Origin of the sequence: Lujinxingia sediminis, from assembly GCF_004005565.1 — a bacterium.
In the GTDB taxonomy this organism is placed as follows: Bacteria; Myxococcota_A; Bradymonadia; order Bradymonadales; family Bradymonadaceae; genus Lujinxingia; species Lujinxingia sediminis.
The window spans coordinates 169,314-183,365 of record NZ_SADD01000003.1; the positions used below are offsets into that span (position 1 = coordinate 169,314).

At 61.0% G+C, this 14,052-nt stretch carries 12 protein-coding genes and 4 tRNA genes; 5 read left to right on the forward strand and 11 right to left on the reverse strand.

Features of this window, described 5'->3' with window-relative positions:
• Window positions 1–44: 44 nt before the first annotated feature.
• The 11 genes from EA187_RS08415 to EA187_RS08465 all read right to left on the reverse strand — a co-directional run bounded on the left by EA187_RS08415 (window position 45) and on the right by EA187_RS08465 (window position 9,810).
• Window positions 45–476: a hypothetical protein gene (locus tag EA187_RS08415; protein ID WP_115606126.1), complete on the reverse strand. Its 432-nt coding sequence runs from the start codon at window positions 474–476 to the stop codon at window positions 45–47.
• A gap of 267 nt (window positions 477–743) precedes the next feature.
• Window positions 744–1,208 (reverse strand): GFA family protein, encoded by a 465-nt coding sequence (locus EA187_RS08420; protein WP_206524223.1) that lies wholly within the window; start codon window positions 1,206–1,208, stop codon window positions 744–746.
• Window positions 1,209–1,655: 447 nt separating this feature from the next.
• Window positions 1,656–2,126: a hypothetical protein gene (locus EA187_RS08425; protein WP_115606123.1), complete on the reverse strand. Its 471-nt coding sequence runs from the start codon at window positions 2,124–2,126 to the stop codon at window positions 1,656–1,658.
• 491 nt (window positions 2,127–2,617) lie between these two features.
• Window positions 2,618–5,068, reverse strand: a complete 2,451-nt coding sequence (lon, locus tag EA187_RS08430) for an endopeptidase La (protein WP_115606122.1) — start codon at window positions 5,066–5,068, stop codon at window positions 2,618–2,620.
• 115 nt (window positions 5,069–5,183) lie between these two features.
• Entirely contained in the window at window positions 5,184–6,440 is a 1,257-nt protein-coding gene (gene clpX, locus EA187_RS08435) for an ATP-dependent Clp protease ATP-binding subunit ClpX (protein WP_115606121.1), read from the reverse strand.
• Between the two features lie 200 nt (window positions 6,441–6,640).
• The gene (gene clpP, locus EA187_RS08440; RefSeq protein ID WP_206524224.1) at window positions 6,641–7,288 is read right to left on the reverse strand and encodes an ATP-dependent Clp endopeptidase proteolytic subunit ClpP; all 648 of its coding nucleotides are present in this window, start codon (window positions 7,286–7,288) and stop codon (window positions 6,641–6,643) included.
• Window positions 7,289–7,337: 49 nt separating this feature from the next.
• A complete protein-coding gene (gene tig / locus EA187_RS08445; RefSeq protein WP_127779966.1) occupies window positions 7,338–8,831 on the reverse strand; it encodes a trigger factor in 1,494 nt (497 codons plus the stop codon).
• Between the two features lie 196 nt (window positions 8,832–9,027).
• Window positions 9,028–9,109, reverse strand: a tRNA-Leu gene (locus EA187_RS08450).
• 106 nt (window positions 9,110–9,215) lie between these two features.
• Window positions 9,216–9,288, reverse strand: a tRNA-Lys gene (locus EA187_RS08455).
• 43 nt (window positions 9,289–9,331) lie between these two features.
• Window positions 9,332–9,405 (reverse strand) — tRNA-Arg (locus tag EA187_RS08460).
• A gap of 331 nt (window positions 9,406–9,736) precedes the next feature.
• Window positions 9,737–9,810: transfer RNA gene (locus tag EA187_RS08465), tRNA-His, on the reverse strand.
• 318 nt (window positions 9,811–10,128) lie between these two features.
• Between EA187_RS08465 and EA187_RS08470 the strand changes: the two genes are divergently transcribed.
• From EA187_RS08470 to yidD, 5 genes are all read left to right on the forward strand, one after another.
• Window positions 10,129–10,779 (forward strand): YqgE/AlgH family protein, encoded by a 651-nt coding sequence (locus EA187_RS08470; protein ID WP_115606118.1) that lies wholly within the window; start codon window positions 10,129–10,131, stop codon window positions 10,777–10,779.
• A gap of 559 nt (window positions 10,780–11,338) precedes the next feature.
• Window positions 11,339–12,757, forward strand: a complete 1,419-nt coding sequence (gene dnaA, locus EA187_RS08475; protein ID WP_164856123.1) for a chromosomal replication initiator protein DnaA — start codon at window positions 11,339–11,341, stop codon at window positions 12,755–12,757.
• Between the two features lie 218 nt (window positions 12,758–12,975).
• Complete coding sequence (gene rpmH / locus EA187_RS08480) at window positions 12,976–13,128, forward strand: 50S ribosomal protein L34 (protein WP_115606115.1); 153 nt, start codon at window positions 12,976–12,978, stop codon at window positions 13,126–13,128.
• Between the two features lie 232 nt (window positions 13,129–13,360).
• The gene (gene rnpA / locus EA187_RS08485) at window positions 13,361–13,696 is read left to right on the forward strand and encodes a ribonuclease P protein component (RefSeq protein ID WP_164856124.1); all 336 of its coding nucleotides are present in this window, start codon (window positions 13,361–13,363) and stop codon (window positions 13,694–13,696) included.
• Window positions 13,697–13,830: 134 nt separating this feature from the next.
• A complete protein-coding gene (gene yidD, locus EA187_RS20600; protein WP_206524231.1) occupies window positions 13,831–14,019 on the forward strand; it encodes a membrane protein insertion efficiency factor YidD in 189 nt (62 codons plus the stop codon).
• The last annotated feature ends 33 nt before the right edge of the window (window positions 14,020–14,052 follow it).

Genomic DNA, 14,052 nt, shown 5'->3' on the forward strand with positions numbered 1-14,052 from the left:
CAACGCCCGCGGCAACTCCCAACATCGCGAAGCGCCGGCGTCCCTTACAAGATCCGACGCGCTCCGGTGATCGCGCGAAAGATCGCAACATCGTTCATCACCGCCTCCTGCCCCACCGCAGCAATAAAAAGACGTCGACCGCCGGCGCGAAACGCACACACCGCCACCTCGTCGCATTCCAGCAACGGGTTATGACGACGCAACGTCTGCAGGTGCGTCTCGCGATGCTCGGGCACCACCGCCATCGTCGGCGCCAGTCCGACCAACGCCTGCATAAATGCGGAGGGGCAATCGGGGGAGGCCGCCACCATCGCCCCCTGCTCATCGACGAGCACGCAGCAGCGAAGCGCGAAGTCGCGCACCACCTGATCGAGCTGGTAGCCCAGCGCCAGCTCCGGACGCTCGGCGCGCCGCCGGCGCCGTTCCGGCTGCTCAGCGGTCGAGATGTCGGGGCGATTGAGTTCTTCGAGGTTCATCATTGCGTCCTTCCCTGGTCGCAGGTTGGCCATCCACAGTCGCGATCAAACGTGCGGCAAGCCTAGCAAGGGAAGAAAGGGGCGCAATTTTTTGGGATGTTGCGCCCATCGTGTCCGACCCGGGGACGAACATCGGCCAGTATTTATGCGGCTGAAATCCGTCCGTGGAACAAACATCCGCTACGAAAGCATCGCCCGCGTTCTGCGTCAGCTCCGCCTCTCCCCCATCACCCCGCCCATCATCATCGGCGTGTCACCCGTGGCGGGTTAACGACCGAACGCCATCGCAATCCTTGCTGCCAACAACTTCCACATAAACGTGAGCGAGTAGGATGAAACGCTCGGAACATCATCGGGAATCTCGGCCCCCTCGGGCTTAAACCTGGTGCAGATACGCACGTCCAGAGGTGGCGCATCTTCTTCAAATCGCTCGCGGTAGAGAGAAACCCAATGCCTCGAATCCGAAAAACTCAGGTACATCGCTGCCTGGCAACAGCTCGCCACCACCCTCGACGTAGGGGAGTCTTCCCGGAGCTTATACTCCTTCAAGTTCGCGGCCCCCTTGCGTATCTCCAAGCGATCGTTGCGGTACATCACATACTCCGTGCCCCCGCCCTCCTTCGTGATCGGCCCGGCGCCGGGCAACGCCTCAAGCTCGCGCGCGCCGGCCTGGCAGTCGTCGCAATAGCACGACAGGCAGGCGATCGCTTTTCCGCTTAAACCCAGCTGCACCTTTCCGCACCTGCAAAATACATCGTTCCCATCAACCACCATCTTCTCCATTCCCTTCAAAGCCGCCCCCCTCTCGGAGCTCCAACCCGGACGCCTCGATAGCCTCACCTCACTGCCAGCAGGGCGATCCTCGCGATACACATCCGACCATTCCTACGAATCCCATCCATCCTGACAGGCACCTTCTCATTCCCTGCTCATACCGTGGTCGTTTGACAGGTGTCCTGATCGACATCAAGCCTCCACAACCAGGGTGAGCATCCTCAAAACCCATCCCCCTTCCCACAGTTCAACATCGGATTCGTGGCGAGCCACCCAGCTCGCCACGCGCTTCGCACGTCGCCTCCCAGGCGCGTTCTCGCTGCCATGCTCTCGCCACCCCCCAAAAAAAACGCCGGCCCTTATCGGACCGGCGCTCATTCACGCATCTAAAGCAGCTCTAACACCTTAGAAGTACCAGCGGGCGTGCCCGCCAAAGTTCACGAGCTCCACATCGACATCCGGCACCACGTAGAGCCCGGGCCTCCACTCGAGCACAAGCTCAATGGGCAGAGGCTGAAAATGAAACTCCAACCCGGCAACAAAAGCCGCGGCCACGCCCAGCGAGCCGCCGCCCAGACCAACCGCGCCGCCGCCACCGAAGTTCCAGGCCAGCGTAACCACGTCAGCGGACGCGATCTGCGGCATACCGATCAAGAAATCCACCGCCGCCGCGACCCCGTCACATCCGCCCCAGCAACCCGCCGTTAACTGAAAAGCGGTCGGCCCTGCCGGCATCTTCAGCGAGATCCCGGAGGCCACGGTTGCCGACCCCACACCCACGCCAAACCCGGTGTTGCGCTGCGCCCAGGCTTCCTGCTGCCCAAAGAGCGAAACGGTCAACAGCACGGCCACAAACAATCCCATCCATCGCTTCATCAACAACTCCTTACTACCTGCCAGTTACAAGAAACACCGATCAACCAGGCGCGTCGTCCGCACGACGTCCAACCTACTCGCCGCACATAGAGAGAACCTGGAACAACCTTCAAGCGAACCCGCATAACCCGGGGTCGAACATCATCGAGGGTTGAACACCACCCTCGCTGCCAGCCGACGTTATGCTCCAGAGTCGGCGGGCTTTCAACAGCCATACCCTCTTCTCGGTAAAAACATGGCTCCTGCATGCACGCCTTACGCGCGTCCCGGACCGACATCGCCCCGACACTCAAAGTCAGCTCTCGGATGTCGGGCGACCATCCTGAGCGTTGGGCATCAACGGGTTGGGCATCAACGGGTTGGGCATCAACAGGATGCTTCCTCCAACGCCCAACGCACAAAAAGCCCGGGCACACGCCCGGACTTTTTATGCGGAAAACCACGACGCACGCTCTTCTACGCGCGACCTCTTACTCAGATTCGCACCGATCTCAATGCATCGGAGTCGCGCCATCACCCGCGCCAGTCGGCGCATTGAGCATAATATCCGGCGGCAAAAGCGGCTGCTTGAGCGCCTCCTGGAAGGCATCCCGATCCTCCAGCCGGAGCGCGTGCGCGAGCACCTCGTCCATATGCTCCACCCACACCACTTCGAGCTGCTTGCGCACCTTCTTGGGCACTTCGGGCCAGTCGCGCTTGTTCTCCATCGGCGCGATCACCTTGCGGATCCCGCCGCGATGCGCCGCGATCACCTTCTCTTTAAGCCCGCCAATCGGCAGCACGCGGCCACGCAACGTGATCTCACCGGTCATCGCCACATCATGCTGCACCGGAATGCGGGTCAGCGCGCTCACGATGCTGGTCGCCATCGTGATGCCCGCCGAAGGCCCATCTTTCGGCAGCGCGCCTTCCGGGAAGTGAATATGCAGGTCGACCTTCTGATGGAAGTCCGGGCTCAACCCCAGGTTCATCGCGCGGGAGCGCACATAACTCATCGCCGCCTGCGCTGACTCCTGCATCACATCGCCGAGCTTACCGGTGATGATGAACTTGCCCTTACCGGGCATCACCGTCACCTCGCTGACCAGCATCACGCCGCCGTACTGCGTCCAGGCCACGCCGTTGGTCATGCCGACTTCGTCGCGCTCCTCAATCCGCCCCTGGGTGAACTTATGATGCCCCAGGTAATGCGTTACCGCGCGCGCATTGACGTTAAAGGACTGTTCCTTTCCGCCCTCAACCACCTTACGCGCGATCTTGCGGCAAACCGTCCCGATCTCCCGCTCCAGGTTACGAACCCCGGCCTCACGCGTGTAATGGTTGATGATCTGGCTGATCGCGCTCTCCGTGAAGTGCACGTCGACATCGTCGATGCCGTTGTTCTCCAGCTGCTTGGGCACCAGGTAATGCCGCGAGATCTGCAACTTCTCGTAGTCGGTGTAGCCCGGGATCTGAATGATCTCCATACGGTCGCGCAGCGGCGCCGGAATCTGCCCCAGGTTGTTGGCCGTGCACAAAAACATCACGTCCGAGAGGTCGTAGTCCAGATCCAGGTAATGATCGTTGAAGGTGGCGTTCTGCTCCGGGTCCAGCACTTCCAGAAGCGCGCTGGAGGGGTCGCCGCGGAAGTCCGTCGACATCTTGTCGACCTCATCGAGCAGCAGCACCGGGTTGGAACTTCCAGCCTTGCGCAACGACTGAATGATCTTGCCCGGCAGCGCCCCGATGTAGGTGCGGCGGTGACCGCGAATCTCCGCCTCATCGCGCACGCCACCCAGGCTCAAGCGCACAAACTTGCGATTGATAGCCTTGGCGATCGAGCGCCCCAGCGAGGTCTTACCCACACCGGGCGGCCCCACCAGACACAGGATCGGGCCGCGTGGCTTGCGGATCAGGGCCTTGACCGCCAGGTACTCAAGAATACGGTCTTTGGGCTTCTCCAGGCCGTAGTGATCCGCCTCCAGCGTCTCCTCGGCCACCTTCACATCCAGGCGATCCTCGGTGTATTCGCCCCAGGGCAGGCTGAGCACCCAGTCGATGTAGTTGCGCACCACCGTGGCTTCGGCGCTCATCGGGCTCATCATCTTGAGCTTTTTGAGTTCCCGCTCCAGCTTCTCCTGAGCCTCCTCGGAGATGTCTTTTTGCTGAATGCGCTCTTCGAGTTCATCGATCTCGTTTTTGAACTCGTTCTGATCGTTGGGATCTTTAGGCATCGCACCCTGCATGTCGTTGAGGTAGTAGTCGTTCTGCGTGCGCTCCATCTGCTTCTTCACACGCGAGCGGATCTTCTTTTCAACCTTCAACAGCTCAATCTCTTCCTGCATCAACTCATAGAGCTGGCTCAGACGCTCCGATACATCGAGCATCTCCAGGATGGATTGTTTGTCGCTGAGCTTCAGCGCAAGCTGCGCGGCGATCGTATCCGCCAGCAGCGAGGGATCTTTGACGCGTGCAATCTCCTCAATCATCTCCGAGGGGATGCGTTTGTTCAGATCGACGTATTCCGCAAAGGATGTGCGCAGGGTCTGCAAAAGCGCCTGCAGCTCATCATCCAACGGTGAGGTCTGATCTTCGAGCAGCGAGAAGCGCACCTCGAAAAAGTTCTCATTCTCCAGATACGTCTCCAGCCGCACGCGCTGCTGGCCGATCACCCGTACCTTCACCGTGCCATCGGGCAGGCGAAAGAGCTGATCGATCGTCGCCAGCGTCGCCACCTCATAGATATCATCGGAGGTCGGCTCGTTGGTCTTGGCTTTCTTCTGCGCGGCGAGCACGATCTGACGGTCGCGCTTCATCGCCTCGTCGAGCGCGGCGATGCTCTTGTCGCGCCCCACAAAGAGCGGCACCTTCATCGCCGGAAACACCAGGATGTCGCGCAGGGGTAAAAGCGGAAGCGTGGCCTGAGACTCCTCGCCGGAACGCTGCTCGTTGGAAGACGCCATATCGCTCTCGTGTGTGGTGCATCAGTGCGACCCGACCCCGGGCCCGACCGCTGCTTCTTCGAATCCTACCCGCTCTCCGTCCATGCCCGCTTCGGCATGTGGCGCAGCCGCTTGCTTAAGCCGACTCGGCCGCCGTCGGATCGAGTTGAATCTGTGCGCCGCTGGCCCGATTGACCATCTCATCGGTGATCTTGAGTTCTTTGATGTCTTCGCGATCGGGCAAATCGTACATAAGATCCATCATCAAGGTCTCAAGGATCGAGCGAAGTCCTCGCGCTCCGGTCTTATGCGCCAGCGCAGCTCGCGCTACCGAACGCAACGCCTCGGGCTCGAACTCCACCTGCACACCATCAATGCGGAAGAGCTTGCGGTACTGTTTAACCAGCGCATTTTTCGGCGAGGTGAGGATCTCGACGAGCGCCTCCTCGTCGAGCTCTTCCAGGGTGGCGATCACCGGCACGCGGCCCACAAACTCGGGGATCAGACCAAAGCGCATCAAATCTTCGGGCTGCAAGGTGGCAAAGAGCTCGCTGGCCGAGCGATCGTCGACCTTGCTGATATCGCCGCCAAAGCCCATGCGCTTATCGCCCACACGCTGCGCGATGATCTGCTCCAGGCCCGAGAAGGCGCCACCGCAGATGAAAAGAATGTTGGTGGTGTCGATCTGCAAAAAGTCCTGCTGCGGATGCTTACGTCCACCCTTGGGAGGCACCGAGGCCACCGTGCCCTCAATGATCTTCAGCAGCGCCTGCTGCACACCTTCACCCGAGACGTCGCGCGTGATCGAGGGGTTCTCGCCCTTACGCGAGATCTTGTCGATCTCATCGATGTAGATGATCCCGCGGCTGGCCTTCTCCACGTCGCCATCGGCAGCCTGGAGCAGGTTGACGATGATGTTCTCCACATCTTCGCCCACATAGCCGGCCTCGGTGAGGCTGGTGGCGTCGGCGATGGTAAAGGGCACATCGAGAATGCGAGCGAGCGTCTGCGCCAGCAGCGTCTTACCGCTGCCGGTGGGGCCGATCAGCAGAATATTCGACTTCTGCAGTTCCACCCCGTCGCTATCCACCACGCTGTCGATGCGCTTGTAGTGGTTGTGCACGGCCACCGCCAGGTTGCGCTTGGCCTTCTCCTGACCGATCACATACTGATCGAGGATCTCCTTGATCTCGATGGGCTTGGGCACGTTGGCAATGCCACTTGTGCGGCTTTCTCGCTCGACCTCCTGGTCGATGATGTCGCCGCAGAGCCCGATGCACTCATCGCAGATGTAGACGGTGGGTCCGGCAATCAGCTTCTGCACGTCCCGCTGACTCTTCCCGCAGAACGAACAGCACAAATTGGCGTGACCGCCGCTGCCTTTCTTCGCCATAGAGATATCCTGGTGTCACTGGTCATGCTGCGCCCTCTTCCCGTGAAGACCTTGTGCCTTCACGCTCGGGCCGCTTCTACCCTCGAAAAACGGTGGGTTTCAGGGAGGCATTCCCCGAAACCCACCGGGGCACATCACGCATCCTAGCGAGCGCGCCGTGCCAACTTCAACTTCAGCCAGCTACCGCAGACGGCGCCGCCTTACTTCTCGGGCTGATCCTGCTTGGCCCGCGGGCTGATCACCTCATCGACAAGCCCGTACTCCCGGGCGTCTTCGGCGCTCATGAAGAAGTCGCGATCGGTGTCCCGCTCAATGCTCTCCAGGCTCTGGCCGGTGTGGCGAGCCAGGATGCCGTTGAGCGTCTCACGCAACTTCAGAATCTCACGGGCCTGGATGTCGATATCGGTGGCCTGACCACTTAAGCCCCCCATCAGGGGCTGGTGAATCAAGATCCGCGAATTGGGCAGGCTAAAGCGCCGCCCCGGCTCACCGGCCGCCAGCAGCACCGCTCCCATCGAGGCGGCCTGCCCCAGACAGATCGTGGTCACCGGCGCTTTGACGTACTGCATCGTATCATAGATCGCCAACCCCGCCGTCACACTCCCGCCCGGGGAGTTAATGTAGAGCGAGATCTCTTTCTCGGGATCGTCGCTCTCCAGAAAGAGGAGCTGGGCGATGATGGAGTTGGCGATCTGATCGTTGACCTGAGTACCCAGAAAGATAATCCGGTCTTTGAGCAGTCGACTAAAGATGTCCCAGCCGCGCTCTCCGCGGTGGGTTTGTTCGACGACGTTGGGGATAAAGGCCATGGCTCGCTCCTCGTGGTGTTGCTTAACGTTTCGACGCACACATCATTCGACTGCTCAACCGACACTCGGCTCCGCGCATTCGTAGGGCTTATTCGGAGGCTTCAGCGTCGTCGTCTTTCTTGGCGCTCTTCTTCTTGCTCGAGGCTTTCTTCTTGGGCTTGGCCTCAGCCTCTTCCGTGCCCTCATCGTCCTTCTTGGCGCTCTTCTTCTTGCTCGAAGCTTTCTTCTTGGGCTTGGCTTCGGCCTCTTCGGCCGGTGCCGCCTCAGCTTCTTCAGCCTCTTCGGTGGGCCACTCCACATCCACGATCTCGGCGTCAGCCAACAACTTCGCGCGGACCTTCTCGAGCAGCGCGGAGGCCTGAGCCTGGCGGAAGCGATCCTGATTCTGCATCACGAAGGCCCGATACTGCTGCGCGTTGGCTCCAACCTCGGCACCGCGACGCTCAAAGTAAGCGGAGAGATCCTCTTCTTCGACCTTGAGGTTCTCTTTTCGGGCGATCTCCATGAGCAAGAACTCACGCTTGATCTGCTCGACAACGTCCTCGCGAATGCTCGCGGCGATCGCCTCCACGCTCAGACCAAACTGCGCCGGGTCGATGCCCTGCTGGGCGAACATCTGCAGACGCTGGCGCGCTGCCTGGGTGACCTGCTCGTCGAGGAAGCTCGGCGGAAGCTCGAAGCTGTTCTGCTCGAGAAGCGTCGTCATCATCGCGTTGATCGCCAGCTGCTCGGCCTCTTTCTGACGCTGCTCTTCGAGGCGAGTGCGGATCGCCGAGCGCACCTCCAGAAGCGTCTCGCCCTGGCCGGTGGTCTTGGCGAACTCATCATCGAGCTCCGGGAGCACCTTACGCTCGACCTTGGTCACGGTCAGGCGGATCGGCAACTTCTGGCCACGCAGCTCTTCGACCGGGAAGTCCTCCTGAGCGTCGATCTCCGAGTCGACCACCGCGTCAAAGCCCTGGCCGGTGAGCGCATCTTCGATGCCCGGAAGGGTCTGCCCCGAGCCGATCTCCACCTGCACGCCGCTCGAGCGCATATCTTTAAGCTCGGGATGCTCGCCCACCGCTTCGAAGTTGACGGTGACGATATCACCGGTCTCAATGACCTCGCGGGTGACCACCGGCTCGAGCTTCGAGTTGTTCTGGCGCAGGTTCTCAAGCTCGGCGTCGACCGCTTCGTTGGCGATCTCAGCTTTGGGCTTCTCGACCTTCACACCCATGTAGCCGATCGGATCGATCTCGGGGCGCAGCTCATAATCCACCGTGAACTTCAGCTCACCGCTTTCCTCCATGGGAATATCGGTGACCTGGGGCACGCCCACATGCAGGACGTTCTCGGTCTCTTTGAGCATCTTGTTGACATTGTCGCTGACGAGATCTTCGATCACATCGCGCATCACCGCCTGCCCGTAGCGCTGCTTCATCACCGAGAGCGGGATCTTGCCTTTGCGGAAGCCCGAAATTTTGACGCGATTCGAGAGCTGACGCAGGGCCTTATTGACCTGACGATTGTACTCTTCCGCCTCTACCGTGATCGTCGCGCTACGCGTCAACTCGCCAGTCTCTTCGACCTGATGTGCCATCGGCTTGCTCTCCTTAAGCAGTGCTGCCGTCCTCGCAAAAGCCCCGGGTCGGGGGGATGGGGATCGGCCTGATCATCGGCGCTCTGCCCCCCTGGGATGCGGGACCACAACGCCTGGTGTTTGTGGTGGCGACTCGCTTCTGCGAGCGCCGGTGATGCTGCGGATGGCCGACCGGCTCACCGGCGGCCATCCTCCATACGAGAGGGGGGACTCGAACCCCCACGGGATACCCCACTGGAACCTAAATCCAGCGCGTCTACCAATTCCGCCACTCTCGCGTGCGGTGCCTGTCGTACAAACGCTAAAAGCCGAGCCGGGCAGACGCCTCGACCCGGCTTTGGCCGTCATCGCAGGCGACGTCGGCGCGCCGCCTTACTCTCTTTATGGGCCAGGAAGGAATCGAACCTTCAACCTGCGGATTAAGAGTCCGTTGCTCTACCGATTGAGCTACTGGCCCCAACGGGTCCGCGCGCTGGAGCAGGCGCGTTCCTGACGTTGAGTGCGCCCGGCAGGATTCGAACCTGCGACCTACGGATTCGAAGTCCGGCGCTCTATCCAGCTGAGCTACAGGCGCGGATTTCACAGCCAAAACTGCGAAACGAAGCGTCTTATGCCACCCCCACCCCTATCGTTCAAGTGTTTTTTTCCCCTTTTTGGACTGAGCCCCACCCCCTCCGACATCATCGCCCGGATACTTCCCCCGCGAAGCGTCCACCTTAATACTACGCCGTGAGCCGAAGCCGACGTCGATGGCTGGGAAGTCAAGAGCTTCTCGGGCAAGGCGCGAAACTTAAGGCGATGCTTTGCAACGCTGCCCGAGGTGCTCTCAACGCGAGCTCACGGCGACATAAGGACCAACGAAAAAAACGCCTCACCGCAACTGCGATAAGGCGTTCTTCGAGGAGGGTGGATAACGGGATTTGAACCCGTGACCTCTGGCACCACAAGCCAGCGCTCTAACCGACTGAGCTATACCCACCGTGCCGACGCCGACCTCGAAAGGTTATGCGTCGAACAGGCCGGGAAGTTAATGAGCGTTGAGGTATGTGTCAAGCGTTTCCTGCGCAGCTCCCTGCGATTTTTTTCGCCACCGGCAAACAACCCCGCCCCACGGCGTTGACTTTACCTTGAGCGCACTACGTTTAGAGCCGTTGGCCTGCCGCAGAGAACCGGCGGCAGGCTTCTGGTACACTTTGAGGGGAGACGCCGCTACAACCGGTGCCATACGACCGGTGGCGTGCCTGAATCTCCCCCGGTCCATTCGCCCCTATGCGACCTCTGTCGAGAGCCAAAGCTTATGTCCGAACCTCCACAGCCCGCCCCCCGCTCCTCGGCCCCCGGATTTCTGATCGCCTCCCCTCGCCTCGATGGCTCCCCCTTTGAGCGCGCCGTCGTCGCCATGGTGCATCATGACGAAGAGGGGGCGATGGGCTTTATCATCAACAAGCCCCTGGAGATCGACTTCGGATCGTTGATTCAGAGCGTCAACGAGGAGATCACCCCGCAGCTCAGCCCCTCGAGCTTTGAGATGCCGGTGTACTTCGGTGGTCCGGTACGCATTGAGCAGCTCTGGGTGATGTACCGCCGGCTGGATCGTGGCGACAGCCAGGAGGCCGAACAACGGCGACGTCTTCGTCGCATGCGCCAGCGCAGCGATGACGATGAGCTCACCTTCAATCAGGGCTGGTACCTGGCGGCCAGCGGCGAAATCATTGAGGGCTTTGCCCGGGGAATGCAGGCCGGCGATTACAGACCCTTCATCGGGTATGCCGGATGGGGCCCCGGCCAGCTGGAGCAGGAGATCGAAGAGGGCAGCTGGCTACTCGACGACTTCCACGCCGAGAGCTTCTTTCACACCAGCTATGACGCGCAGTGGGACGAGGCCCTGGCGCGCATCGGCGTCAACCCGACGGCCTTTATGATGATGGCGCGCTCCGGCTCGGCCTGAACGCGCAGCAGATCATCGCTGCGTTGAGTTTTTCCCCAGGGTTTTCCACAGGGCTTTCACAGGGCGATCGCCCGACGATCCACAGGGGGCGATCGTGATCACCCGCGGATCCTCACCACGATCGTCCCCCTCCCCCCCGCTTTCCACAGTCTATCCGGCTGAAATCATTGCGCTTTCATTGCGACGCAAATTTTTCCGTGGATTGCCAGCATCCTCCGCAGCGCTTTCAACCCCTTTTTTTCCACACCCCTGTGGAAAACTATCCTCGGAGTGAATGAGCCCCGCTTCCTCGTTGGCCGCAGCGCGTCATAGTCGCCCCGCGGAGGCATCGGTGCATTCGAAATGATCTTCCCTTTACCCGGCCCATCCCCCATAACCTGAAGGGCCCGGGCGACGCCGATGACGCGCCGCCTGCGGCAACACCACATCGACGGGTCGAGGGCCTCGCGCATGCCGCGAACCCCAGGCTGCTCACGGATGAGTCGGCCCCCTGTCGCTATGTACCTCTCGAGATGTTGAATCTGTGATGAGCTCCTCTCAGCCCCAAGCGATGTTGCATATGCAAGAACTCTGGAACGCCGCCCTGCTCGAACTCAGGACCAAGGTCAATGAGCACAACTTCACGAACTGGTTCGAGAAGCTGCGCCTGTTGGAATGCAACGATGAGACCCTTGTACTCGGGGTCGATGATCCCTTTGTGCAGGTCTGGGTCCAGGATAACTACATCGATCTGATCGAGCAGGCCGTGGAGCATGCCGCCGGCCAGCCTCTGAAGATCGAGATCGTTGAGAGCGGCCAGGACGAGCCCATCGAGGTGGAGAACATTGACCTTGAGGCCGAGCCGATGGCCGCGCGCTCCGCGCGCCTCGACAACGAAAGCGGCCAGGCTGCCCTCTTTGACTTCGGGCTCATCGAAGCGGCATCGCCGGCCGATCTCGACGCACTGGTGAGCGCGGCGGGCATGAACCCGCGCTACACCTTCGATGAGTTTGTCGTGGGTCCCTCCAACCAGTTTACCCACGCGGCCTGCCAGGCCGTGGCCTCGGGCAGCGGTCAGACCTACAACCCGCTCTTCATCTTCGGGGGAGTGGGCCTGGGTAAGACGCACCTCTTGCAGGCGATCGGCGTGGAGATGTTGCGCCGCGATCCCCGCACCCGCGTGCGCTACCTCTCGGCCGAAGTCTTCATGAACGAGCTCATCGGGAGCCTGCGCCAGAAGACGATGGCCGAGTTTCGCAACCAGTTCAGAAACGACTGCGATCTGCTCCTGATCGATGACATTCAGTTCATCGGCGGCAAGGACTCCACCCAGGAGGAGTTCTTCCACACGTTCAACGCCCTCTATCAGAGCGGCAAGCAGATCGTGATGACCTCCGATAAGACCCCGCAGGAGCTGCCCGGCATTGAGGAGCGCCTGGCCAGCCGCTTCGCCTGGGGATTGATCGCCGATGTGCAAGCCCCCGAGATCGAGACCCGGGTGGCGATCCTGGAGAAGAAGGCCGAAGACAGCAAGATCGAGCTGAGCAAAGAACTCGTGCTGCTGCTGGCCACCTCCATCCGCAGCAACGTGCGCGAGCTCGAAGGTACGCTCCTGCGCATGGTCGCCCAGGCCCAGCTCCTGGGCGTGCCGCTCAACACGGATCTGGCCCGCCAGCTGCTCAAACGCATGAACATCCAGCATGAGCGCAGCCTGGGCGTCGAGCAGATCATCCGCATGGTCGCCTCCCATTTCGACATCAAGCCCTCCGACATCAAGGGAAGCCGACGCACCCGCGCGATCAGCGAACCGCGTCAGATGGCGATGTACTTGAGCCGCAAGCACACCGGGGAGAGCTACCCGGAGCTGGGACGAAAGTTCGGTGGTAAGGATCACACCACGGTGCTCACCGCTTTCCGCAAGATCGAAGACCTGGTGGAGATGGGTAATAACGACTTCGCCACCGCCATCGCGGAGCTTGAAGCGTTGCTCCTGCGCTGAAACTCCCCCATAAGCCCCCACGATCGCCCGGGCCCAGCTTGACTTTAGGCCATGGGTGATGTTTATTTGCCGCGCTCTGGTCCCCGGCCAAAAATGGGGACCGACGCTGCGCACGCCCCTCACCCCGAAATCCATGCATCGACGCGGGGTTAGGGTGCCTTCATTCACGTAGCATTGAGACTCACTGCAACGCATACATTGAACTTCAGAGGTTTAAGATGAGCAAACGCACCTACCAACCGAGCAAAGTAAAGCGCCGTCGCACCCACGGATTCCGCAAGCGTATGAAGACCGTCGGCGGCCGTCTGACCGTCAAGCGTCGTCGCTCTCGCGGCCGCAAGCAGCTCGCTGTGACCAAGCACAAGAAGTAAGACTTGAGCGTCCCACGCCTGGACGAAGAATGGGTCTTTCGCTTCGATGCCTCGCTCCTCATTCCCCTCGCGCCACAAACGCGTGTTGGCGGAATGAACGCTGGCTGAAAGCACACCCGCAACTCCGACTCCAGGCCGGCCAGTGAGTGCATTGATCACACCCTCGAATCAAGGTGAAACCGCTCCCGGGGCGGAGGGACACGATCAGCGACTGCGAAAGTCGGAGCGTCTTTTGAAGCGCTCCGACTTTTTGCGCACTCGCCGCAAGGGACGCCGCTATGAAGGGCGTTGGACGGTGGTCTACTGCAAGGCCAACACGCTCGATCATCCTCGTCTGGGGGTGACGGTGAGCAAGAAGGTTGGCAACGCCGTCTGTCGCAACCGCTGGAAGCGACGCCTGCGCGAGATCTTTCGGCGCAACAAGGCGCTCTTTGGCCTGAGCCACGACACGGTGGTGATCGTCAAAGCGGGCAGCGAGCATCCGGCGTACGAGGAGCTGGTCGCCGACCTGCTCCAATCGGTGGCGCGAGCTCAAAAGCCGCGCCGCCCACGCGCGGAGCGTCGCTGATGTGCCAGGAGCACGCCACACACGACCAGGGGAACCTCACCGGGCCTGAGGATCTTGAACTTGCCAGCGATGGCGATCTTCAAGATGCGCAGGCTTCGGCGCGTCCGGGTCTTCTGGCGACCTGGGGCATCGCCATGGTGCGTTTTTACCAGCGCGCGCTCTCCCCTTTACTCCCCCCGATGTGCCGATATCGGCCGACCTGCTCCTCGTATATGATCGAGGCGCTGCGGCGTTACGGCTTCTTTAAAGGCGGCTACCTCGGGCTTAAACGCCTGCTGCGCTGCCATCCCTTACGCCCGGGCGGCTACGATCCCGTCCCCTGATCGGACGGGCCTCCAAAGGCCCCCCGGACCTCA